Annotated in this window: 20 protein-coding genes; 16 read left to right on the plus strand and 4 right to left on the minus strand. The window is 32.2% G+C overall.

What is annotated here, in order from left to right:
• Positions 1 to 27: 27 nt before the first annotated feature.
• The gene (locus tag BN863_RS12895) at positions 28 to 1,056 is read left to right on the plus strand and encodes an HNH endonuclease family protein (protein WP_038531284.1); all 1,029 of its coding nucleotides are present in this window, start codon (positions 28 to 30) and stop codon (positions 1,054 to 1,056) included.
• On the plus strand, positions 1,056 to 1,421 hold the full coding sequence (locus BN863_RS12900) for an HIT family protein (RefSeq protein ID WP_038531286.1): 366 nt from the start codon (positions 1,056 to 1,058) through the stop codon (positions 1,419 to 1,421). Before BN863_RS12895 ends, BN863_RS12900 begins: the two co-directional genes overlap by 1 nt.
• Here BN863_RS12900 and BN863_RS12905 read toward each other — a convergent pair.
• Positions 1,418 to 2,152 (minus strand): SOS response-associated peptidase, encoded by a 735-nt coding sequence (locus BN863_RS12905; RefSeq protein ID WP_038531289.1) that lies wholly within the window; start codon positions 2,150 to 2,152, stop codon positions 1,418 to 1,420. The two genes, BN863_RS12900 and BN863_RS12905, sit on opposite strands and share 4 nt — an antisense overlap.
• Before the next feature lie 297 nt (positions 2,153 to 2,449).
• On the opposite strand from BN863_RS12905, the gene BN863_RS12910 reads away from it, so the two are divergent.
• From BN863_RS12910 to BN863_RS12940, 7 genes are all read left to right on the plus strand, one after another.
• Positions 2,450 to 7,324 carry a RecQ family ATP-dependent DNA helicase gene (locus tag BN863_RS12910; RefSeq protein WP_038531293.1) on the plus strand — a complete coding sequence of 1,625 codons (4,875 nt, stop codon included), beginning with the start codon at positions 2,450 to 2,452 and terminating at the stop codon, positions 7,322 to 7,324.
• Positions 7,325 to 8,348: 1,024 nt separating this feature from the next.
• On the plus strand, positions 8,349 to 8,711 hold the full coding sequence (locus BN863_RS18485) for a helix-turn-helix transcriptional regulator (protein ID WP_158409015.1): 363 nt from the start codon (positions 8,349 to 8,351) through the stop codon (positions 8,709 to 8,711).
• 224 nt (positions 8,712 to 8,935) lie between these two features.
• Complete coding sequence (locus tag BN863_RS12920) at positions 8,936 to 9,751, plus strand: RteC domain-containing protein (RefSeq protein WP_038531299.1); 816 nt, start codon at positions 8,936 to 8,938, stop codon at positions 9,749 to 9,751.
• 233 nt (positions 9,752 to 9,984) lie between these two features.
• The gene (locus tag BN863_RS12925; RefSeq protein ID WP_038531302.1) at positions 9,985 to 10,254 is read left to right on the plus strand and encodes a helix-turn-helix domain-containing protein; all 270 of its coding nucleotides are present in this window, start codon (positions 9,985 to 9,987) and stop codon (positions 10,252 to 10,254) included.
• A gap of 17 nt (positions 10,255 to 10,271) precedes the next feature.
• On the plus strand, positions 10,272 to 10,919 hold the full coding sequence (locus tag BN863_RS12930; protein WP_038531305.1) for a hypothetical protein: 648 nt from the start codon (positions 10,272 to 10,274) through the stop codon (positions 10,917 to 10,919).
• Entirely contained in the window at positions 10,903 to 11,559 is a 657-nt protein-coding gene (locus BN863_RS12935) for a P-loop NTPase family protein (protein WP_038531307.1), read from the plus strand. The genes BN863_RS12930 and BN863_RS12935 overlap by 17 nt, the downstream gene beginning before the upstream one ends.
• Positions 11,560 to 11,570: 11 nt before the next feature.
• A complete protein-coding gene (locus BN863_RS12940) occupies positions 11,571 to 12,665 on the plus strand; it encodes an exonuclease/endonuclease/phosphatase family protein (RefSeq protein ID WP_038531310.1) in 1,095 nt (364 codons plus the stop codon).
• A 105-nt stretch (positions 12,666 to 12,770) separates the two neighbouring features.
• Here BN863_RS12940 and BN863_RS12945 read toward each other — a convergent pair whose 3' ends face one another.
• Entirely contained in the window at positions 12,771 to 13,397 is a 627-nt protein-coding gene (locus BN863_RS12945) for an N-acetylmuramoyl-L-alanine amidase family protein (protein ID WP_038531313.1), read from the minus strand.
• Between the two features lie 177 nt (positions 13,398 to 13,574).
• Here BN863_RS12945 and BN863_RS12950 point away from each other — a divergent pair, with 177 nt between their 5' ends.
• The 7 genes from BN863_RS12950 to BN863_RS12985 all read left to right on the plus strand — a co-directional run bounded on the left by BN863_RS12950 (position 13,575) and on the right by BN863_RS12985 (position 20,377).
• Positions 13,575 to 13,862: a hypothetical protein gene (locus tag BN863_RS12950; protein WP_038531316.1), complete on the plus strand. Its 288-nt coding sequence runs from the start codon at positions 13,575 to 13,577 to the stop codon at positions 13,860 to 13,862.
• Between the two features lie 270 nt (positions 13,863 to 14,132).
• The gene (locus BN863_RS12960) at positions 14,133 to 16,535 is read left to right on the plus strand and encodes a TraG family conjugative transposon ATPase (RefSeq protein ID WP_038531321.1); all 2,403 of its coding nucleotides are present in this window, start codon (positions 14,133 to 14,135) and stop codon (positions 16,533 to 16,535) included.
• 12 nt (positions 16,536 to 16,547) lie between these two features.
• Complete coding sequence (locus tag BN863_RS12965) at positions 16,548 to 17,123, plus strand: conjugal transfer protein (protein ID WP_038531324.1); 576 nt, start codon at positions 16,548 to 16,550, stop codon at positions 17,121 to 17,123.
• A 12-nt stretch (positions 17,124 to 17,135) separates the two neighbouring features.
• Entirely contained in the window at positions 17,136 to 17,966 is an 831-nt protein-coding gene (locus BN863_RS12970) for a hypothetical protein (RefSeq protein ID WP_038531327.1), read from the plus strand.
• On the plus strand, positions 17,967 to 18,581 hold the full coding sequence (locus tag BN863_RS12975; RefSeq protein ID WP_038531330.1) for a conjugal transfer protein TraK: 615 nt from the start codon (positions 17,967 to 17,969) through the stop codon (positions 18,579 to 18,581).
• A 13-nt stretch (positions 18,582 to 18,594) separates the two neighbouring features.
• Complete coding sequence (gene traM / locus BN863_RS12980) at positions 18,595 to 19,524, plus strand: conjugative transposon protein TraM (RefSeq protein ID WP_038531334.1); 930 nt, start codon at positions 18,595 to 18,597, stop codon at positions 19,522 to 19,524.
• Between the two features lie 19 nt (positions 19,525 to 19,543).
• A complete protein-coding gene (locus BN863_RS12985) occupies positions 19,544 to 20,377 on the plus strand; it encodes a DUF4138 domain-containing protein (RefSeq protein WP_038531337.1) in 834 nt (277 codons plus the stop codon).
• A gap of 97 nt (positions 20,378 to 20,474) precedes the next feature.
• On the opposite strand, the gene BN863_RS12990 is transcribed toward BN863_RS12985, so the two are convergent.
• On the minus strand, positions 20,475 to 21,833 hold the full coding sequence (locus BN863_RS12990; protein ID WP_038531338.1) for an McrC family protein: 1,359 nt from the start codon (positions 21,831 to 21,833) through the stop codon (positions 20,475 to 20,477).
• Entirely contained in the window at positions 21,826 to 24,270 is a 2,445-nt protein-coding gene (locus tag BN863_RS18075; RefSeq protein ID WP_051774787.1) for an McrB family protein, read from the minus strand. The genes BN863_RS12990 and BN863_RS18075 overlap by 8 nt, the downstream gene beginning before the upstream one ends.
• Between the last annotated feature and the right edge of the window lie 126 nt (positions 24,271 to 24,396).

The raw sequence follows: 24,396 nt of genomic DNA on the forward strand, positions 1-24,396 counted from the left end.
ATAATTAATATTAACGATATTTATAACATGACAGCTTTCCAAAATAATGACCCGAGTTTAGAATCACAATGGCGTGCCTTAATCTTATTTGGAAAAAACTCTGCGACTTATAAATTTAGTTTTGCTAAAAGCTTATTAGAGTTAGTAGACAGAGAAACGACCTCTATTTCTTTAAGCGAATTATCTGGGCCATTTGCAGAGAACATTGCTAAGCATTTGCTAGTATCAGACAAACAAGGTAACTCCAAATCGAGCAAGTTTTTAAATTACTGCAGACAGTATAACGCTAATGAATTAGAACATGACAGGTTACTTTATTATACTGAAAAATTGGGTTTTGTAAATGTGGTTGATGCTTTTCAGAATATAAATGGCGGACAAATACCTAATGTATTTTACGAAAAGGATTATACCGATGGTAATAAACGGCTTATAATTAAGGATGAGTTATTACAGTTAAAGGAGAGCTTTCATTTTAGAAATTTTGATCAAGAAGTGGAAGCCCGATGGAACTTGGTAGAAACGGCATGGAATTTAAAGATCAATCCGAATATACTTGAAGTGAAATATGATGATATATCTTCGTTACTCTATTTTGAAGAAAATCGTTTTATGAAACGTAAGGATATTACTTCTGTACGTGATGCTTTAAACGGTTACCAAAAAGGGAAGTGTTTTTACAGTTTTCAGGATATCTCTCTTAAAAGCTGTGATACTTCTATTTGTCAAGTGGATCACTTTTTACCACACGTAAATAAGCTTAGTCATTCTGAACAAGGCACTAATATAAATGGTGTTTGGAATTTAGTTTTGGCAGATCCAAGCGTTAATAATGATAAACGTGCTAAAATTCCAGAATTGAGATTTTTACAACGTCTATATAACAGGAATGAATTTTATATAACGAGTAAGCACCCTTTAGCAGAAACCATTATAAACCAAACAGGACATACTAGACAAAAAAGAAAAGCCTTTTTACAAAAACAATACGATATTGCCAAAACAAACTCCATAGTCACCTGGAGTCCTGAAATTGAACTAATAGGAAATTTTTAATGAGCGTATTTACAAACTTACCAGAAGCATCTAAAATTTATAAAGGAGAACATTTCTTTTTAATCTACGATAAGTACCCTGTTTCTCCAGGGCATATTTTAATTATTTCGAATATTGAAAAGTTAGACTATTTTACATTGAGTGAAGGAGAGAAATCCGAGCTTACCAATTTAATTGATAAAGCCAAATCTATCATCGAAATCGATAATACCCCTGATGGCTACAACATAGGCATGAATTGTGGTGAAGTCGCAGGACAAACCGTTATGCATTTTCATTGTCATGTTATTCCTCGTTATACGGGAGATATGGATAACCCAAGAGGTGGCGTGAGACATAGTGTTGCAGGGAAAGGGTATTATTAGTGTACTCCTACTCCATTATATTTTACCTCCTTTATTATCGAACTAACATTACTATTTACCTTTGGACTGAATAGATCCTTAGTTACAGTATAAGCTTGTAGCTCATTTTCAGAATAGTTAAAATTCACTAACTCTTTAATTTGAGTATCTGACACATTTGAAGATAGCCATTCCTTAGAATGTTCCATATCTAGAATTAAAGGCTGCCGCTTTTTAAGATTATGAATTTTTGCGAATAATGGAGACGCTTCTTTTGTTATGATTGAAAATGTTACATAGGTGCCAATGATGGTATATATTCCTGCTAAAGCAAGCGGCTCTTTATTCTCACTTTGAATAAAAAACGGATATTTCTTTTTCTCAAACTCATGAGGCTCATAAAAACCTGTAACCGGAATGATACAGCGTTGTTCATGGATGGTATCTTTATAAATAAAATGACTAAAAAGCTTTTCTTCTCTAGCATTTAACCCCCCTCCGTATTTTACCGCTTCCTTGTAATAAACTTTGATCTGGTCTGGAGTTTTATTGTTAGGAACAATCCCCCAAACACCAGGAGCCAATACCTCTGGCTTTTGTTGTGGAATTACCAACATATTAGGGTGGGTAAATCCGTTTAAATGGTATTGTGGCTTATCAAAAATTGGACGTATTTCATCATTACTAAGTTTTACATCAAAGTGTTTTTCTAATTTTTTAGTTTTTAATATTGTAGCGGTGTGGAAGCACATTCTAAAAATCTCTTTTTAATAAATTAATTTGGTTACAAAAATAACAATTCATTTAAGAGAATTGGATAAACAAATAATTGACATCAAAGACTTTATATCCTAATTTTTCTTAATGAGTAACACGCATTTTTAAAAATAATATTAAATTAGTTAATTATTCATTGAATTGAAGGTTAAAGTATTATGAAACCTACCGAATTTATAAATAAGCTTAAGGCACCCTGTGTATTCTAGCTTATTTTTCATATTAAAACGTTTCTATTTTAAGAAATTATATTCAATGCCCCAATCGTTATTATGCTAAAAAAAGTTTTATTTATAGACATTGAGACCACGAAACAAGGAAAAATCAAAGATGTCGGTGCAATTTTTAATGGACAAGAACTACATGAAAATCGGTTTACCAGACTAAAGACCTGGATTGAACAGGCAGAATTTATTTGTGGCCATAATATTGTAGCTCACGATATTCCTTTACTAGAAAGAGTCTTAGGAAATGATATTTTTATTGATAAAAAAATAATTGATACGCTTTTATGGTCTCCAATTTTATTTAGTGATAATCCATATCATAAGCTTGTAAAAGGATATAAAATAGTAAACGATAGTGATTACAATAATCCCTTATCTGATTGTAAATTAACTCAACAATTGCTTTTTGACGAACTCAATCAATTCAATGCTTTAGATAAGAATATCCAGAAAATTTATGCAAAACTACTTTCTAGAAGCAACTCTTATTCAGGTTTTTTAGAGTTAATAAAATTTCCTTTATCTCAATTAAATATTGATACTGAAATCACTCAAATATTGAGACATAAAATTTGTGATAACACAAATATTGACCAACTAGTTAAAGACACCCCCATTGAAACGGCTTATGTTCTTTCTTTAATCAACACGAAAGAAGACAAATCTATATTAGCGCCATGGGTTAGTAAAACATTACCAAAGACAGAAGAAATACTTGAGGGAATTAGGTTTAAATATTGTGGTATAGAAACATGTTCGTATTGTCATGAAAATTTAAGTCCTAAAAAAGGATTACAACGTTACTTCGGATATGAAAACTTTAGAAGTTTTGATCATGATGAGGACATGAGTTTACAAGAAAAAACTGTTCGTGCTGGTTTAGGGCAAAAATCGTTTGTTGCGATTTTCCCAACAGGTGGAGGTAAATCGCTTACATTTCAATTACCTGCTTTAATGAAAGGGTCTTCATCTAGACAATTAACTATAGTCATTTCCCCTTTAATTTCGTTAATGAAAGATCAAGTTGAGAATCTTGAAAAGCGTTTCGATATTACAAAAGCAGTCGCCATAAATGGGTTATTATCACCTTTAGAAAGACAAGAGGCACTTGAAAGAGTGGAAAACGGAGCCATTCAACTGCTCTATTTATCTCCTGAGTCTCTAAGATCTCCCACAATTTTAAGGCTTCTAAAACAGCGTTCTATAGCCAGGTTTGTGATAGACGAGGCGCATTGTTTTTCTTCTTGGGGTCAAGATTTTAGAGTGGATTACTTATTCATTGCTGAGTTTATTAAGACTCTTGAAGCGGATAAACCTCACCGAAAAATCCCCGTGTCTTGTTTTACTGCCACTGCAAAACCGCAAGTAATCGAAGATATTAAGGACTATTTCAAGACCAATCTCAACCTTGACCTAAAAGAGTTTATTACAAGAGCCAATAGAACAAATTTAAAATATGAAGTCATTGATATTAAAGATCCAAATCGTAAAATGGATGCATTATTACCACTATTAGATCGTTGTGAAAAGCCTGCTATTATTTATGCCTCTAGGACAAAAAGAGTAGAAGAAATACATAATTTAATAGACAAAGCAGGATTTAATTCTACATATTTTCATGGAAAGCTTGATAAAGAAGTCAAGAAAACTAATATGGAGGCTTTTATGAATAGTGGAAAGGATATCATTGTAGCAACATCTGCTTTTGGAATGGGGGTAGATAAAGATGATGTAAAATCTGTTATTCATTATAATATTTCTGATTCATTAGAAAACTACGTTCAAGAAGCTGGACGAGCTGGACGCAATGAAAAAATAGAAGCCAAATGTTATATTTTATTCAATAATGAAGACTTAAATAAACACTTTAGTTTATTACAGCAAATTAAAATTAATCAAAAGGAAATTCAACAAATTTGGCAAGCTTTAAAATATTTATCAAAATTTAAAAAAACAAAAAGCATAAGTAATTCCGCTTTAGAAATTGCCCAAAAAGCGGGTTGGGACACAGAAATTCATGAATTAGAAACGAGAGTCAAAACCTCTATTTCTGTCTTAGAAGACCAAGGGTTCTTAAAGCGAAAACAAAATTCACCAAGAGTTTTCGCCAATAGCTTGATGGTTCCTAGTCTAACAAAAGCATTAGAAAAAATTCATTTAGATAAAAGTTTATCAGATATACAAATCCAAAATTGCTCTCGAGTATTGCAAAGTATCGTAAAAGAAGATGAATGTAGAATTGATTATTTAGCAGATAGAACGGGCTTGAAACTGAAGGATATTAGAAATGTAATCGATGTTTTAAGAGAACATCAAATATTAGGAGACTCCAAGGACCTTACAGCCTTTATTAACCTTACCAACTCCATTAATGGCTCTAAAAGAATTCTTGAACGTTATAGACAAATTGAAATTGAATTAAGAAAAAACTTATCTAAAAGTATTAAAATTTCTATGAGACAGCTGAATCAAAATTTAATTGATTCTGGATTGGAAATCACGTCAATAGATGCTATTAAGAATATTCTTAACTACTGGGAAATAAGAAATTTTATTCATAAAACTCGTGTAGATAGGGAAAACGATTTATATAAAATTACAATTAAGAGTTTTGAACTCTTAGACAAAGATATTGAATGGCGACACCCCTTATCATTGGAAACCTACAATCTATTAGAAAAATTTCGATTAGAGCAAAAAGAAAAAAATAAGCAAGAAGGAAAAATAGATCTACCTGTTAGTTTTTCACTTTTAGAACTAAAAAATTCAAATCAGTTTTTCGGACAAATTAAAGAGGAAGATTTAAAACATTATGAGAAAGCGTTATTATTTCTTAATCAAATTAAATCTATAAAACTGGAAGGTGGTTTCATGGTTTCCTATAACAGATTAAATATCGAGGAAATTGATAATTCATTACCAAGGTTCACCAAAGAGAATTTTAGTAAAATAGACCATTATTATCATAGTAAGACGGAACAAATTCATATTGTAGGTGAATACGCTAAAAGAAGGCTTCAAAATTATGAAGCAGCTTTAACCTATGTTAATGATTATTTTAGTCTTCCTTATGATGAGTTTATTTCAAAATATTTCCCAAAACGCAAAAAAGAAATCGGTAGACCATTAACACCTGAACGGTTTAAAAAAATAGCAGGAGAGTTAGATATTGATCAAAGCAATATTGTAGACGATAATAAATCTGATAACATATTAGTTTTAGCCGGACCTGGAAGTGGAAAAACAAAAGTCTTAGTACATAAGATAGCAAGTTTACTATTATTAGAAGATATAAAACCTGAACAATTTTTGATGCTTACGTTTTCTAAAGCTGCTGCTTTAGAATTTAAGTCCCGTGCCAGAAAACTTGTTCCAGAATATTCTGGTTTAATTAAAATAACAACATTTCATGGTTTCTGTTTTCAACTCATGGGTCAATTAGGCGATTTAAATAAATCGGAAAATATAATTCAAGATTGTATAAATCGCATTAATAGTAAAGACATTGATATTTCATCAATCATTAATAAAAGTGTCCTACTCTTAGATGAATTTCAAGATGTAAATAAAATTGAATGGAAATTAATTCAAACTATAATTAAAAAAGCGGGTAATATAAGAGTCATTGCTGTTGGTGATGATGATCAAAATATTTATGGTTTTAGAGGAGCATCTAACAAGTACATGCTCGAATTCAAAGAAAAATATAGGGCTACAGAATACTCTTTAATTAAAAATTATAGGAGTTATTCGACTATTGTTCAATTTAACAATGAATTACTTCAAACCATTCCAGAGCGTTTAAAAGCACAAGAGCTTGTTCCATTTAACAAAAAATTGAGTTCTAAAGTTAGGTTGATTAAGTATAATTCATCTTATTTAGAAAAATCTCTAGCAGAAAGTGTTGTTCAAGATAATTACAATGGTACTAGGGCAGTCTTGGTAAGAACAAACAAACAAGCATTAATGGTAAATACTTTTCTAAAGGAATTAGGACAAAAAACTAAACTAATTACAGGTTTAGAAGGTTTTAGTTTAAATCAGTTATATGAGTTAAGAATATTTACCAATTATTTAATTGATAAAAAGAATAATGCAGGCTTAATTTATGATTCAGACTGGGATGATGCTAAAAATTTATTTATCAAAAACCATAAACAAAGTATTCATTTTGAAATCTGTTTGGATATTATTAAGGACTTTGATTTTAATTATAATAAACAGAAGCAACTTATAGACTGGTTTGAATATCTACGTGAAATAAAAATGGAAGATGTTATAAATGCAGATTCTAAAGCTATTATTATTGCAACCATGCATAAATCTAAAGGAAAGGAATTCGATCATGTTTATTTACTTCTTGAGAATTATGATTTTACTACTAATGAATCTAAACGAGTATTATATGTTGGTTGCTCTAGAGCAAAACAAAGTTTACAAATACATTGCAATTCTTCATTCTTTGAAACATTTAATCCGGATAATGTAACTTTCATTAATTTTAATGGAAAAACAAAACAACCGAATCATTTTGAGTTAGTTCTTGGACATAAAGACATTAATTTAAGCTCTCAAAAATACCATAAGGCTTTACATCTAATTAAATCACTGAAATCGGGTGATGAGCTTATAAAATGCACTAAAGAATTTCCAAATAATATTGGAATAGGTCTTGCTACCAGACAAGGTAACATACTTTTCTTCTCAAGAGCTTTTTTAAATACTAAGTATAATTCGTTTATTAAAGATGGATATGAACTTACAGTTGGAAATGTAGAATTCATTGTGTATTGGTATGATATAAAGGAAGAGAAGGAATATAAAATTGTTTTACCTAAAATAAAATTTAGTAAAGAACTTAAACAAGAGCAAAGGCCTGAGCCTAAAAATAACTATAGTAAAAATATTATATTACCTTAATCCCTGATATGTCTAAACTTAAATAAGAACTAATACAGGGATCTAAATTAACGTTGAATAAATTTAAAATGACTAGGTGTTAATTCTCTAGGAATATAAATATGTATTGATTTTCGCTTTTTCTAAGACGTTAAAACACAAACATTCACAGCACCTATTAATTATCTAGCAATAACATATTCACGTAATACTATTGAAACCATACCATCTACACATTTATTATTCTCCTCGTAGAGTATTTTATACACTATAGTTAATCTTTTACCGAAGAGACTTAGCACATAACTAAGACCATTAGAAATCATAATTCAGTGAAAACAATTACGTAACTTATTAAATTTGAATTGTGTAAAATTCGTCTCCACAATTAAACCAAAATCACTAAACACTGTATTTCAACGAATTAAACAAAAACTTTTTAAATACAAAAGAGAAAATTCCTACCTTTAAGTAACTAACTAAACTAACCTAAATGCTACCCCAAACCTACACTGTACCATCTGTAGAATATAACTATGCCACGCCATTACATTGGATAACTATATTTTTAATATTTTCATTCACGGTAATCATTTTATTTCAAGCTACTAGAATTATACTTCATCCTGAAAAATGTAAAATGATCAAATGCAGATATTTACTACTTGCAATCCTTTTTCTTCTTTTTAATACTGTTAACAATCTATTACCAAATACATCCTTCCTCCCTTCGATTTTTATTCAACATTCTATTGAATGTGCTTTAGGTATGTATGTTTGTATTTATGCCATTTGGTATTTATATACAGAATTCAATATCACGTCCCGTTATAAACTTTTTAAGGTTAAATACTTATTCTTAACAATGACCGGATGTTATTTTTTATTATTTATTTTGCCTTATTATTTCACGGAATCCCTTCAATTTGCTTATAAATGTTTCTTAATTTATCCTATCGTACTTTCCCTAGCATTCGTCGTCAGTTTTTTCTATACAGTTAAAAAATACATATCCTATTCAAGGGACTTTAAACTGCGAACTTATTTGGCACTTAGTGCCGTCATTTTTTTATCCCTTTTACCAATTCTTACATGGTTTCATGTGTTTGAGCCTTGGATTATTTCAATTACAAGTATCTCTTTCTTTTTAATTTCTATTATGGAACTAGATAGTTATCTATATCGATTAAAAAACACATATAAATTAAAACCTGTAAAACCTCTTCATCCAAAATTTACTGACAGAGAAAATGAAATCGCCCACCAAATTATAAACGAAGCCGATTACACTGTCATTTCTAAAAAGATGTTCATTCAAAAAAGTACGGTTAGGAAACACGCATCTAATATTTTTAGCAAAGCGAACTGTTCTAATAGAGATCAGTTCATAAAAAAATTCAAACGCTAACATTTTACATTCCTTGATTCTCATTGAGTGCGTATGCCGTACGCACCGATATACGCACAATCTACGCACCATTTTTTACTATTATTCAATTCATTTTTTGAAATTTGAAAACCTGTCCCGAAGTATGGTTGTTTAAATAGAATCAGATACATAAAAAGCTTAACGAATACTAGTCATTCTAAGCCTAAACTGAATTTATTTTTCTCTAACATAAAACTATACTAATGGACTATCAAACAGAATTAACCAAATTCCAAAAAGAGCTGAATAACCTTAATCAGTCGGGCAACAAAATTATCAACCTAGCCAATGCTTCTATATCTCTCTGTAAAAACACTTTATCTAATTTAAAAAGAATTATGTTCGAAACTGGATTCCAAACAGTTGGAGATGAAATCCACTTTTTTAAAGTCACTAAACAAATTCCCCTATTACAAATTGTTTATTATACTGAAATTCGAAATATTGAATTGAACTTGCCAAAAGGAAGTAAAACGACTCAACAGGCATTTATAAACAAAAAATTAGCAGAAATAGATGAATTCTATATTAGAAACAGAAACTTTAATCAATATGTAGTTTGTGGCCACACCCATTCTGACGAGTTATATTTCACTAGATCTGAAGCCGATAATATCAACCATCCATGTTCAGACTTATATTTTAGAGACCCCGAGTTTACTACGGCTTTTGACATGTTACTTGCCAAACATCAAGCCTACTTATTGGTGGTGGACTACCTTAAAAACAAACTGAATGAACATGATAGTAAGCAATCACAAAATAAACCGCTAAAATGGACAGCTACTAAAAATGCACTAACCGAACTCATTTATGGGCTACACCAAAGTGGTGCATTAAATAACGGAACTTGTGAACTAAAAGACATCGTTTATGCGTTCCAGATTATGTTTTCATGTGAAGTTGGTAATATTTACCAGAAGTATTCTGAAATGAAATATAAAAACAAGGAACTTCCTCCTTTTTTAAATATGATGACTCAAAACTTCTTAAATAATCTCTCTAACCCTGAAGAATAATAAGGAAATACATAACAGAGTTCGGTAGAACTACGGTTGTGGGCCTTTGAGGTAATTCACCTTCAAAACCTAATATGATTAAGGTGAATTTATGTGCTTTTTATAAGATTTTAAGGTAAAAAACCACATTTTTTCCTAAATGTTAAAATTTGACCGAGTGCGGTTCAACTCATGCTATAAATCCATTTAAACTCTTGAGATTTGTAACATACTAATTTTAAAAATCTTACAACATGGCAACAAAAATTATCACTTCTGAAGACCTTTCTACGTTCAAAACTGAATTATTACAGGACATTAAAAACTTACTTACCGATCATGCTAAAATTGGTTTTAAGAAACATTATAGAACCTCCGAAGTTTTAAAACTACTTCAAATCAGTTCAACCACTTTGAAAACTCTAAAAGTTAACGGTACACTACCTTATTCCAAAATAGGCGGCACTTGTTTTTATAAAGCAGAGGATATCCAGCACATGTTAGAAGACAATCGGGTGGATTAATTTAAATCTAATTAATTATGAACTACATCAAACATCTCAACGCTATTTTTAAAGTATTTCAGAATGATCCAAGACTAAACCCCTCACATATTAGTCTGTATATGGCGCTCTTCCAATATTGGAATTACAAGAGTTTCCAGGACACCATATTTATCTCTAGAGAAGACATTATGAACATGTCTAAATTAGGTTCCAAAACAACATATCATCGTTGCATAAAAAACTTAAGTGATTGGAAATATTTGCTGTATTTACCATCTCATAACCCCTATAAAGGGAGTCAAATTAAGATGTTCAAATTTGATACAAGTACTAAACAAGCTGTGGACAAGCATAAAACAAGTAGTGTACAAGCACTGGTACCTATACTAAACTTAAATAAACAAAATAGAAACTTTATACAAAGTAAGTTACCAAAAAACGAAAATGAAGTTTTAGTTTTTTTTAAATCTAAAAATTGGCCGACTATTGAAGCCCAAAAATTCTACAATCACAACCAAGCGATTGGATGGACAATTGGTGGAAAATCAAAAGTCGAAAACTGGCAAGCGTTGGCTTCTAATTGGATGATAAAGGCCGCTGAAATAGAAAAAAAATCTGCAGCGTCCCATTTTAAAGACAACCTCATAACCCAAAACAACAAAGATTATGACCAACCTCTATAAGATTACCGAAGGTGACGTAGAATATACTTTGGGAAAAATGAACGGTCAAATGATCTCCTACGATTTTAAAAAAATCCTGGAATATTTGGAGGCCAAAGGCAAACTGATGTTTGGACAGCAGTTTAAAATATACAAACAAGATCACGATTTGATTCTCAAATTGAGCTGTTATTTTATCAAGGATGAATCCTACTGTGAAGCTCGTGGGATTGATTTAAACAAAGGTATTTTGCTTTCAGGACCCGTTGGAAGCGGAAAAACAAGTCTCATGAAATTAATCAGAAATTTATCTTTAAATAAAAGAAAGATTGAGGTAGTACCAACTAGAAATATAGTCTTTGCCTACAATCATCTCGGCACTAAAACCATTGAAGATTTCGGAAATAGGCACTGCTACTGCTTCGATGATTTGGGTATTGAACCTATGGGAAAATATTACGGAAACACTTACAACGTTATGGGAGAAATATTATTATCTCGCTATGAATTGTTTCTTGAAACAAACATAAAAACCCATTTGACGACCAATCTTAACGCTGTGGAAATTGAAGAACGCTATGGAACACGAGTCCGTTCCAGAATGCGCCATTTATTCAATCTGATAACATTTGACAAAGACACTACAGACAAACGTATTTAAAATCAAACCTTATGAAAATAGCCACCTTCAATATCCAAAATTTATTTCATCGCGATAAAAATCTTATCCAAGTACATGCTAGTAAAAATCTAAAAGACTGGATTTCTGAACTTGATAATCTCATGACTATTAAATCTAATACTGAAGACCAACGCGATCGTATCAAAGAACTTTCATTTTTAATTGGTTTCGAAAAAACCATAGACAAACCCTATGCTGTACTTCGGAGACGAGCTGGACATTTATACTTAAAAGGCATCGACCATTCTTTAGTACACAAAGCTAGTTATTTAAACTATTGGAATGGATGGATTACATTACAAACCACGCCTATCCCTTATGCTGCAGTTGAACATAAAGCCCGACTGATTGCAGATATTAATGCTGATGTCTTACTGCTTCAAGAAGTAGAAGATCGTGGATCTTTAGAAGAATTTAATCATGAAATATTACCAAAATTTTATTGTGAACCCTACACCCAATGTATCGTTGTACAAAGTAACAAATATAATGGATTAGAAATGGGAATACTGCTTAGACAGGGTTATAATCTCCTTGGTATTAAAACACATCAAGATCAAAATTTCATTCAATACGATATCGAAACGCCCAAAGGAAAAATAGTCCACATTATCAATTTGCATTTAGACAAGCCAACTACCGACTTGAACCAATCTCATTTCGATCGGAAGTTACAAACCAACCAAGTGGCAAACATTTACAATGAACTACTCGTAAAAGGCCTTAAAAACATCATCATTACTGGCACATTACAAGTCCCTTCCTATTGTGATTCTTTATCCCCTTTATTTAAAAACACAACTCTAAAGGAAGTCACCAAACATTTATCTTTTGAAGTCGTTTGTGATCATGGTGCCGATCGTTCATACTACAGATTAGGTGCCTATAGAAAAGGCGTAAACATTAAACAAAAAGACTATATGCTAGTGTCTCCCAATCTATGGAAATCATTAAAAGATAGTGGCATGAATCGTAAAGCGATGTGGCCGCCACACAGACCACATTGGACAGTATATCCGAGTTTAAAACACAAAGGTCAAGCAGCGAGTGAACATCCCATTATTTGGGCTAAACTAAAATTGTAAATCATAATGACTTATTTTTTAATCTCTTCAACCAAACCTTTAATTCAGTATAAGTTGATAGCATAATTTCCTTAAACACAGTGACGGTTTGTAAATAAAACTGTTTCATTTTCTTAAGTTTGACTTAATGGTTTGGTTTATTTTAAGAGCAATTTGATGGATTCCTTTTTTACTTGATAAATAAGTTTCATCATCAGGATTCGATAGAAATCCGAGTTCTAAAAGCACACTAGGCGTATCATTTACCAAATTTCTAAGCACATGAAAGTTTTCAAACTTAACCCCTCTACTTTCAAAATTCTTAAACTGTGTCAGCTGTTTTTCTAAAACATAGCCCCAATAGACCGCATCTGCTTTAAACCTTCCACTTTTGCTATATGCATATACTTCTACCCCAATTGCATTTTTATTAGAAGCATGATTACAGTGCAACGACAAAAAGAGTATGGGTTTTAATGCTTTTGCTAGTCGCGTGCGATCTTTAAGGGCAATTAACGTATCTGTATACCGCGTTAAATACATTTCTAAGCCCGATGTTTCATCCATCCGATTTTGCTCAATCATTGCCTTTGCAATAGCTAAAACAATATCCTTTTCCAGTTTTTGTTGGTGGTTGCCAACGGCTCCCGAATCCATACCGCCATGACCAGGATCAATAATAACAACCTGACCAAAAACAATATTGCTTAGCATTACAATTACAATTACAATATGTATCGTCCTGTGTTTCATTTTGTTAAAGTTTTATTACACAAAATGAAGCGTTTTCTCTAAATCCATGATAATACTCCAAAAATTAACAGTTTGAAATGTTAATTTTTTCAACTTCTCTATCATTTCTTTGATTCCCTCATAGATTCCATAATGAAAATATTCACTAACTGCCTTTTAGGGCTAAATCCATGTATTATGAAAAAATCAACTTTTCTTTTCTTATCGTTTCTATTAGCATCGCTATCGGCCTCTGCTCAAATTGGAGGTATTGAAAATTCTGTAAATGATGTGTCTGACACCATTAGAACCATCTTCCCGATTATTCTAGGGGTTATTTTTTTAATCGGATTCTTATTTAATGCCGGTCACTTTTTTGGAGAGAATGCGGATCTAAAAAAGGGAATTACTCGTGTCTTAGTTTTTGTACTTATCGCAGGCGCTGTAGTGGGAATTTTCACATATCTAATCGGAATTGTGGTCTAATGAAACGCTACGTCATATACAAAGATATTCGTAAGCGTGCCATCATATTTGGTTTGCCTATGCTGTATTTCGCTGTGATGATGATGGTGATTATTTTATCGCTTTTGGTAATCATCTTCTCTTTCAGTTTTCAGATGGTTATTGTTGTACTTATCGCAAATGCAGGACTCTATATCCTACTCATACGACTCGTAAAGCATCCCTTTCACCTACAGCTGGGCAATACCTTTCCTAAACTTATCAGCAATAAACAATGTTCAAACCTGAATTATGAATAAAATTAATCTTGCACAATATCACCCGATTATAGATATTCAAAACCATATCATTTTTGCAAATAATGGCCATGTAGTTTTAGGATATAAAGGCGACTTACCTGAAGTCTATTCACTGGCTGAAAAAGATTTTGATGACTTGCACACCAATTGGTTTCAAGCTATTAAATCCTTGCCTGCTGGTTGTGTGATTCATAAACAGGATGTGTATTTAAATCAAAAGTATAATTCAGAACAGCTGCCAAATAATACATTTTTAGAACGTGCTACTCACGACCACTTTAAAGACCGTAGTACCATCACTCATGACTGCTACTTGTTTTTTACCCTTCCTAAATCGAAAGGCACAAACTCCAGTAAGTTTATTAATCCGTTTAAAAAACCGTCGATTGCAAAAGCGATGGAATCCACAGATCAAGTCCTTGCTTTTATTAAGGCCGTATCAGACACCATTTCCTTTCTAAATATGTCTAAGCATTTCGTATTTACTCCACTGTCAGAATCTGAAATCCTGGAGTATACCAGAACCTATTTTAACGGGTTTAATACGGAAGTAGATACTGATATACTATTAGATAAATCAGGAGCTCAAATCGGTGAACATCATTTTGATGTCTTAGCCATAAACAGCGAATTGTGCTTTGATGAGCATGTACAATCTTGCAAGAAGAATAGCAATTTCACTTCAGATGATTTTGTGTTCCATCAGGGGTTTATAGATGGTTTGGGATTAACCTTAAACGACAATCACATTATCAATCAAATCATCTATCTCGACGACAAACAAAAATGGCGAAAACTCCTAGATAAAAAAGTAGACGAACTGCAGAAGAGTTCCAATTTCGGATCTCAGAACAAAGTGATTCTTGAAAAGATTCAGCACATATTATCTCAGATCAATCAGGACGATAGCAGTCTTGTGGTTCGAGGCCAATTAAATGTAATGTTTTGGTCAAAAGATGAATCTAGATTGGATACGATTGCTTCCAAAATTAAAACAGAATTTAAAGATATAGGGATGATTCCATATGCTCCAAAAGGGCACGAACGCTCTCAATATATACTGAATAATTATTGCTGCTTCACCTCTAACTTTTCTGATGATGATTTATATGTAACCGATTTAAAACATGCCCTTTGTTTACTCATCAACACTAGTAATTACAAATCTGATGCTACAGGTATTCTCTTCAATGACAGGTTAAATAACACCCCTGTTTTTAAAGATGTTTGGGATGATGACAAGAAACGCATTAAAGCGCGGAACTTTGCCATTTTTGCACCTACGGGAGAAGGAAAGTCTTTTTTAGCTAATAATATTCTGCGTCAATATTTTGAAAGTGGTGTGCGCCTAGTCATCATTGATCTTGGTGGATCCTATTCCAAATTCGCAAAACTTTATCCAAAAGATCATACCATTTTAAAATACAAATATGGTCACAATTTAGGGATTAATCCCTTTTACTTGGCACAATCTGAAGAGCTAACTACAGATCGTCTTGAAGATTTAAGCGTATTTTTATTGGAACTATTTGCTGCAGGCATCGAAGTCAGTAAGGCACAAACTGTGGCCCTTAAAAAGATACTTGCACATTATTATAAAGACGTTATGGATGGCCATTCACTTCAAGGGCTGTATTCTTTTATTGAACAAAATCAAAGCACTTTATTAGCCGATTTAAAGATTCATAAAGACTATTTCAACATTACCAACTTTTTACACATTATGTCTGAATATGTTGGAGAAGGCATGTATAGTTTTCTATTTGAAGTGAACGAAGATCAATCCTATAAAATTGAAGACAAGCGTTTGATTGTCTTTGAACTTGATGAAGTCAAGGATAATAAAGAAATTTTATCTGTGATGCTTAAGCTTATTAAAACAGCCATTCAGCGTACCATTTGGCAAAATCGTTCGGAAAAGGGAATCATCCTTTTCGATGAATTCGCCAAGCAACTCAAATTCGATAATGTCTTGGAGAGTGTAGAATTCTATTACCAAGCCATTCGAAAACAAAATGGAGCCATTGGAATTATTTTGCAGTCTATAAACCAGTTACCAAACTCGAGTACCTCCGCTAGTATTTTGGAAAATACGCAAGTGATATACAGCTTAAATAACGAAAAAGGTTACGATGAATTAAAGGAACGTTTGCATTTGTCTAGCCATGATTTGAATCAACTGAAGTCGATTAAAAACAATCTTACGGGAATCCGTAAATACACTGAAATCTTTATCAAAATCGGAAAGGAAAGTAACATTTTTAGACTAGAAGTTCCTAAAGCAGTCTATGCAGCTTACCTCACAGACGGGAAAGAAAACGAAGACATCATGGCCCTTTATGAGTCCTGTGGTTCTATGGAAAAAGCGATTACAACATTCATTTCAAAATCTTAAAACGGATGCCTTATGAAAATAAAACACACATTTTTAATTCTCATTATTGTTTTTACGTTTACTAGTAATGTAAGCGCACAAGGGATGCCTGTTTATGACAATACCAATTTTGTAAGTTTAGTAAAATCACTTGTAGAATCTGCAAAACAAACCTCCCAGCTTATACAAACGGTTAAGTTTTTAAAAGATCAAAAGGAGAATATAGAGAAAGTAAACGCCGTCATTCAGCAGCTCAAAGCTGTTAAGGAATTGGCTAAAAATAATGAACGCTTATATAACGTTGTTCGTACGGATTTACGAGACATACTAAACTCCAAATATATAAGGCCAGACGAAGTAAATCGCATTTCAGACACCTTCAATGCCATTATGGAAACAGCCATTGAAGACCTCGATTTTATTGATCAAATTCTATCTAGTAATTTTCTAAAAATGACTGATGCAGACCGTTCTAAAATCCTTAAAGACAAGGAAACGGAGTCCAATAATATGGTATCTGAAATTAATAATAAAACCAAACGTTATCGTGAAATCATCTCGTTTAGAGAAATGCAAGATTTAATAAACAATAGAGCTAAGAATTACTAAACACTCCAGATTATGATACTTATGAGCATTGGATTAGAATATGTAGATGCCATTTTTCAGACTATAAAAGGCAGTGATTTTTCGCTATATGCCATGACGGGTATGAAATCTTTAGCGGTTTTGTTTTTCTTGGTCAATATTTTAAAGAAATACAATGAAGGTGTTGCTAGTAAGGATGGGTATACTTGGGGCTTAAGTCCTGGAGAATTGGTTAAGAATTTTACCGTGATTATTCTTGTGATTTTTTCATCTCAAGTGCTAGGGGTTTTTGATAGTATTTTGGTAGCTATTGAAACAGAGTATAAAACTACGGCTCCTACTCTACTCCCCCTTCAAATGCAAGATATTCCCTTAGAAACCGATGTAGGCATGTTGGATATGGCTACTAAAGCAATGGCATTATTGTATGATGCATTGGTGACTCCGCTTTACGGATTTAAAATTCTAGCCTTTATTATCAGTTTAGGATTATGGCTTATTGATTTGTTTATTTATCCGCTCTTTTTAGCTGAACGCTATTTTCTATTAGGGATCCTACAAGCCTTTTTTCCTTTGATTATAAGCATGGCAGTGTTTGAAAAGTTTCGTCCCATGGCCTACACCTTTTTTAAATTGTATGCAGCAGTGTATATGCTTGTTCCAGCGTTCTTTTTTGTCAATGTATTTGTCAATGCGGTTTATACGGAAATCAACACCACATTTTGGGTAAACCTTTTTGGAACGCAATTCGGAAGCGGCATATTCGCTCCTATAGTTGATCTCGGGTCTATCGGATTTATAGTCTTCCTAAAATTCAAATTATACAAACGTGCTACATCATTCACCTTCAAACTTTTTAACTAAATGAAAACGCCTTATAAAAATATTTATAGTGTTCTAAAACTCAATAGAATTATTGTGATTTCACTGGTTGTCTGCACACTTTTAATCTGCTGTTTTGCAACTTGGATTGTTTACGATACTCATAAAAAAGCGCTTAATAGTGCCTTTGCAATCAGCACCAATGGCGCTGTAATTCCGTTATCTTGGGTGACTCAAAAAGAAAATTTAGAAGTAGAAGCTTTGGCTCATATAGAATTATTTCACACCTACTTCTACGATATCGATGCTAGTAATTATGAATCTCATCTTGAAAAAGCCTTATGGCTTGGCAATAGTTCTATAGATAACCTATATCGGCAGAAAAAAGCAGATGGCGTTTACAACCGCTTATTACAATATTCTTTAGTTCAAAAGGTACTCAGAATAGACACCCAATTAGATTTAACGTCTGAACCTTACCAATTTCAAACGGTAACTATTTTTGAAATCAATCGCGGTACTACTATAGATACGTACGAGCTCGTATCCTCTGGAGACTTAATTATGGTCGATCGGAATTTCCCTAAAAACACCCACGGGATGCTGATAACCAATTATTTCGAAAACACCCTTAAGAAAGTTCAAGTTAAAAATTAAAAAACAAGATATTATGAAACTCAATAAAAACAAAATAGTCTTTGGAGGTGTGATCACTGTCGTACTTATTTTCCTAGTGAGTTACTCGCTACTTTTAATTAATGAATCTGAAGACGACATAGACACTTTAAAACAAACGGAAGTCCCTTTACTAGAAGACGACAAGCAAACCTACAGCTCGAAACTTGATGCGATTAATGACCTTAAGGAAGTTAGAGAAACCAATGCTCCTAGTATTTATGATGAAAAATTAATGGATTCTCTCGGATATTTTGATGCTGATTTTCAGGAAAAGGAAAAACAACGTATTGTCGATAGCATTTATAAACAGAATAGAATTAACACTCCCAATCGTGATTATAGACCTAAAAAAGAAACTGTTGACTTTAAACCAACAATTAAAACTGAAGACAGTTTAAACCAAGTCGAAGCTGATCGTATAGAACTCAAGGAAATCGGATTAGAGCACCAACTCTTTTTTGCGTCCAATCCTAAGTTTCAAGACAAAATAAACGTGAAATCTACCAAACCTCCAATTCCAGTTGTCGTAGACCAAACTCAAATCGTTAAAAAAGAATACCGTTTACAAATGCGGCTTTCTGAAGCAACCATTTTAAATGGGCATTCTTTTCCTAAAAACACTAAAGTCTTTGGTTTTGTAAGTTTTAAACCGAATCGCGTGATGGTAAACATCTCTAACATTAATCATCATAAAGTGAATCTAAAAGCTTTTGATGTCCTTGATGGCTCCGAAGGTATTTATATTGAAAACAGTTATCGGGCTGAAGCAAAAACCGAAGTCATCGGGGATATTGTTGACGACATTAACATCTCCGGTGTTCCACAAATAAGCGGTCTTAAAAGCGTGTTTTCTAGAAGTAATCGGCACGTTAAAGTCACCATTTTGAATAATTACAAACTCCTATTAAAACCAACACTATAATCTTTAAATCTCTACACTTATGTTACGTTTCTACATTTTCTCAATCAGTTTACTATGTTTCAGTAAAGCCTTAGCACAACCTAAACCCATACTAGACACCCTTTATGCTAACGACCATCAAGCTATGGCGCTGTTCTTCCCGGATCCAATCCGTCAAGCCATTACAGGGTCAGATGATTTTATATTCACTTACAATAGGGAAAACAAACAACATTTCGGATTACTCCAGGGTAAGCAAAGTCAAGATAGTAACCTTTTAATTATTAGTGATAGTGGATTAGTGTATTCTTACATTTTAGCACATAAACCACAACTCAAAGAATTTAATCGGTTTGTTGCAACATCAGAAGCTATAGGTTATGAAAAACCAAGATCCATTCCGCCTAAACCGAAAACCACAACAGAAAAAAACGCTACTAAAAAAGTAGATTACAATGCTGAATTCTGCCAATATTTAATCACAAAAAATAAAAACAATTCCATCAGGAAAACGAAAAAACACGATATAACTTTAGAACTAAAAAACATTGTGTATAACCAGAACAAATTATACGCCATCCTAAAAATCATCAACAATTCAAGTCTAGATTACGATATTAATTACCTAAACACAACTGTTGTAACTCGTAAAAAAGGCAAAAACAAATCTATGCAAAGTCTATTTGTAGCACCAAAATTTGTTTACAATATGCCAACACGTGTTTTAAAGAAACGTTCTCAAACTGTTGTTTATGTACTTCCTAAGTTTTCAATTAGTAATGATAGAGTGGTACATTTTACGCTTAATGAAAGTGCTGGGGAACGTGATTTGAGGTTGAAGGTGCAGCATCGAGTTGTAAATCGGCCGAAATAAAATTCAGGAAGGCATTGAATATATAATAGTAAAAAACTTGGTAATAGCTGAACACCAAATTCCCTGCCCACAAATGATATTTACAAAAAAGCAAATATTATAATTGTATTGTTGCTTTAATAGCCTTAATAAGCTCTAATTTAGTTTGCAAAAAATCAGAGGTAAGTGTTGCAGTACTCTGAAATTCTTGGTTAAATAGATTTAAATTAATTATGGGTAATTGATGTGATCTAATTTCAACGGTTTTACTTCCGGCCAATTCATCGACAATTTTAATTTCAGACACTTTTTCTTGGTATCTAGTTATCGTATTTGGGTAGTACAATAAAACCTCATCTACATTATTTCGCACAGCATATGCCAACATTTGATATAAGTCGTTTTGAGATATCCCTTTCTTGGGGTTTGTATCATCAGTGTAAACAATTTTGTATTTGGTATCGGCAATGTATTTTTTTTCTCCTATTTGTAAAAATAAATCGGGTTTCAGTTTAAAGTTTTGTTCTACATCTAAATAGTTCTTACTTACTTGAGCTTTTGCCTTTATGTCTTCAATTTCCTTATCGATAAAACCAAATATAAAGTCTTCGAACACATATTCCATTGGTAACAGAAAAGCGAATAATTTTAAATCGCTTTTATAATTAAACGACACACTATTCTCTAAAAACAATATGCAATAATCGCGAATAGTTTCAAAACTTGAAAACATTGGATTAAAGGACATTCTTTTCATTTGGTCTGAAGACACGGGCTCATCTTTTACCTCATTTAGAATAAATATTATATCATTTAAAAATCGCCTGCTTTGGTCTTCTTTTGTTAACGACAATAACAGTTTAGACACATATTTAACACCTCTATTAAATTCATTATCCATTATAAACGCATCAAAAGCGCAGGATACTTTATGGTTTCTAGCCCGAGATAGATTATTCTTAATATATGCCGGAAAATCGATACGTCCTTTTACATAGGAAAGCTCGTCGTTAACATCTGAGTAGTTTTGATATATCGCAGAGTTTAATAATTCTCTGGTATATTTACTAAACAAATACACAAGAATTTCGAAGAAATCGGCCTTTTCTTTATTTAAGCTAGAGACATAATTAGGAAACTTTAATTTCCTGCAATAACTTAACCACCACAGAATATGTTTATTTATAGTTTTAACATCATTCTCTGTCGGCTCTTCTCCTTTATAAAAAATCTTTGGTAATAGATTAATGGTTTGCTCTTTAAAATGAATTACACCAACATATTTATTAGACTTTAAGGTTTTTGTTTTGTGTAAGAATTGTATAAATCGTTGTTGCTCTACTCTATTATCTTCTTCAGTATTATAATAGTTTGACTTTTCCCGTTTAGCCCAAATATCATCCAAGAATACTTCCAAATCATCGAAATGCTGATGTGGAAAATCTGATTTATTTTTATATTCGAAGAGGTTAGTCATTACTCACATATCTCATCGGCCATCCATCTACATTGATATTTGCCAGCTGTAATATTTTTTGCACCTCTTCGATATCATTCATAAAATACTCTAAAAGTAAAGGGACTACCTTATTGTTGATGGTATTTTCTAAATTATAATCCTCTCCCATAAAATAAGAATGACCAATGGTAAAATCATGCCCTTTTCTGGATATAACTTCTTTATTAATGGCATCAAGGATTGTTGCATCATATACTATTTTATCTGGTGTAGGTTGAGAATTCGGATACATAGGCACAAATTCGAAACGTCTTCTTAGTGCTATATCTAAAAGCGCAATAGACTTATCGGCCGTATTCATAGTACCAATAATATATAAGTTAGATGGTACGATAAACTTATCGCCAGATGGCAAGGTTGCCATAAGTGGTATTTTACCTCCAGACCGTTTGTCTTTTTCAATAAGCGTTATTAATTCGCCAAACACCCTTGAAATATTGGCTCTGTTTATTTCATCTATGATAATAACGTAGTTCTGCTTTAAAACTTGTTCTACATCTCTTTTTCCTTGCTGTAACAGTTCATTTAAAATGGGATTATAATAGGGCTGAAGCTCTCCTAAAATAATTTTATTTTCACCTGCGTCATACATTTTTTTTAAAGTAGCAATACTAAGCGAATGTTTAGATTCTCCTTGATTTTTTCTAAATTCTATAGATTTTTCTCCAACTTCTGTAATGTAAAATGAAGTCTGTTTCATCTTAACTTCTACTTCATTAGTGTCACCTTCTTGAAGTGGTTTTATTAACTCCATAAAAACCTCTAAAAAATCTTTTTTGGCTGAATCAGGATTTTCAGAATCTTTAGCATTTTTTAATGCTCTATCTGCTATTTTCTTAAAAACACCATCACTTTTAAAAAATGATAATTCACCCCCAATTTCAACATCTGGTCTTAATCCTTGAATAAAATCTTCGTAGCTATAGTTTTGATGAAAAGTTATGAACTCTATTTTATCACCTAAATTATCATTAAAGACTTGTAAAGCTTCATTATAATTTATTGATGCTTCTTCCTTAATTATTTTAGCCGCTTCTAAAATCGTATTATAGGTTTTACCTGTTCCTGGAGGCCCGTAAAAAATTTGGTTTAAGGGCGCTTTATAGGTTTCTCTAGGCTCTACACTTATCTTGTTAGAATTGTGGTCTTTCATTATATTTTGCATATCGATATTTTCAGCATACGAAATTCCTAATTGAGTGAATATTTTCATACGATACTCTTTATCGAAAACAGATTTTCTAAAAGCACTATTATCATATTCTTTAGCATCTGTATGCTTATCTCTTTCTATTTCATTTTCTACGGCTCTTTTAATATCGTCATAATTACTAAGCACCATGTCGATTTTTCGCTCTTTATACAAATAATCGCTCCCTGTATTACTCGTAAATATTTCTTTTTTCCCCTGGTCCTCTTCTATAACCTCGTTCGAAATAAAATCGAACACCTCTTTTTTCACATTTAAGCAATAGCGTTTTCCTACCTGAAAACTCAACCTTTTTTGAGCCGTACTAAATACCAAATTCTCCTGGTCCTGTAATTCTAAATCTGATTTAAATTTATCTATCACAGCATAGTATTGACCTAATGCTATGGTATTGATGTTCTTTAATACCTTTTTAAAAATATTCTCATCGTTTATAAATATAAAATTAACGCCTTCATTACTTTCTTCCCAAAGTGTTTTGTTTTGCTGTGTATGTTTTATAAAATCAGTCCAGGATGTAAATTTTTCATCTTGATTTAAAAATTCCTGCTTTGTTAGGTTATGCCCTTTATGCACCCCACCAACAATACCATTTTTAGTTATGGAAAAAAACAACTGATACGCATATTGCACACTTGGTGAAGACTCTGGTATAATGGCTACCCACACACTATCTGAACCATAGTTATTTGAACCTTGAAAACTTACTTTATGTTTTTGAATATTTTGTAGATTGTTAGCTTCAACAATCTCATTAGCCATTATTTCCAACTGCTCCTTTATTTGGACATTATCGGAGATACTGTAAACAAAAGGAAATAGTATTTTGAAAGCATCTTTCCAATTAGGAAACATACCCGATTTACTATTTTTATAATTAGTTAAACTTTGTTGAAGGGTTTCGTTAAAATGGTAATAAGCAGAGATATCTCTATTTTCGATAGCTTGTTTTAAATCATCAATCTCTGTTTTACCAATGGTCTTTCCTTGTCTTAACTCGTTAGCTATTAAAAACCGTAAGGTTTTAACAGGTCTAAACTCGGATACTGGCGTATACTGCTCTATTACCTCTTCTAAATTATCATGATTTTTATTTACATACTCGAAAAGACTAGCCTCATTAACTTTAAGCTTATTTAATCGTTTTGCTTTTTCTATTATGTTATTTACTAAAATATTTTCCATTATAATTTTATTCCAAATCGGTTTTTAAATACTCTCAGTCCTTTTAATTCTTATTTGGAATCAAGGTGTATATTGAAGGTCAGTTTTAAACCTAATTTCTATTTACTGAGCAATGCTGAATCGTAA

It is taken from the genome of Formosa agariphila KMM 3901 (genome assembly GCF_000723205.1).
GTDB classification, from domain to species: Bacteria; Bacteroidota; Bacteroidia; order Flavobacteriales; family Flavobacteriaceae; genus Formosa; species Formosa agariphila.

Excerpts from the sequence above, each read along its gene's own strand:
- BN863_RS12895 (WP_038531284.1), top strand. The coding sequence starts at position 28 with ATGACAGCTTTCCAAAATAATGACCCGAGTTTAGAATCACAATGGCGT.
- BN863_RS12900 (WP_038531286.1), top strand. The coding sequence starts at position 1,056 with ATGAGCGTATTTACAAACTTACCAGAAGCATCTAAAATTTATAAAGGA.
- BN863_RS12905 (WP_038531289.1), bottom strand. The coding sequence starts at position 2,152 with ATGTGCTTCCACACCGCTACAATATTAAAAACTAAAAAATTAGAAAAA.
- BN863_RS12910 (WP_038531293.1), top strand. The coding sequence starts at position 2,450 with ATGCTAAAAAAAGTTTTATTTATAGACATTGAGACCACGAAACAAGGA.
- BN863_RS12920 (WP_038531299.1), top strand. The coding sequence starts at position 8,936 with ATGGACTATCAAACAGAATTAACCAAATTCCAAAAAGAGCTGAATAAC.
- BN863_RS12925 (WP_038531302.1), top strand. The coding sequence starts at position 9,985 with ATGGCAACAAAAATTATCACTTCTGAAGACCTTTCTACGTTCAAAACT.
- BN863_RS12930 (WP_038531305.1), top strand. The coding sequence starts at position 10,272 with ATGAACTACATCAAACATCTCAACGCTATTTTTAAAGTATTTCAGAAT.
- BN863_RS12935 (WP_038531307.1), top strand. The coding sequence starts at position 10,903 with ATGACCAACCTCTATAAGATTACCGAAGGTGACGTAGAATATACTTTG.
- BN863_RS12940 (WP_038531310.1), top strand. The coding sequence starts at position 11,571 with ATGAAAATAGCCACCTTCAATATCCAAAATTTATTTCATCGCGATAAA.
- BN863_RS12945 (WP_038531313.1), bottom strand. The coding sequence starts at position 13,397 with ATGAAACACAGGACGATACATATTGTAATTGTAATTGTAATGCTAAGC.
- BN863_RS12950 (WP_038531316.1), top strand. The coding sequence starts at position 13,575 with ATGAAAAAATCAACTTTTCTTTTCTTATCGTTTCTATTAGCATCGCTA.
- BN863_RS12960 (WP_038531321.1), top strand. The coding sequence starts at position 14,133 with ATGAATAAAATTAATCTTGCACAATATCACCCGATTATAGATATTCAA.
- BN863_RS12965 (WP_038531324.1), top strand. The coding sequence starts at position 16,548 with ATGAAAATAAAACACACATTTTTAATTCTCATTATTGTTTTTACGTTT.
- BN863_RS12970 (WP_038531327.1), top strand. The coding sequence starts at position 17,136 with ATGATACTTATGAGCATTGGATTAGAATATGTAGATGCCATTTTTCAG.
- BN863_RS12975 (WP_038531330.1), top strand. The coding sequence starts at position 17,967 with ATGAAAACGCCTTATAAAAATATTTATAGTGTTCTAAAACTCAATAGA.
- traM (WP_038531334.1), top strand. The coding sequence starts at position 18,595 with ATGAAACTCAATAAAAACAAAATAGTCTTTGGAGGTGTGATCACTGTC.
- BN863_RS12985 (WP_038531337.1), top strand. The coding sequence starts at position 19,544 with ATGTTACGTTTCTACATTTTCTCAATCAGTTTACTATGTTTCAGTAAA.
- BN863_RS12990 (WP_038531338.1), bottom strand. The coding sequence starts at position 21,833 with ATGACTAACCTCTTCGAATATAAAAATAAATCAGATTTTCCACATCAG.
- BN863_RS18075 (WP_051774787.1), bottom strand. The coding sequence starts at position 24,270 with ATGGAAAATATTTTAGTAAATAACATAATAGAAAAAGCAAAACGATTA.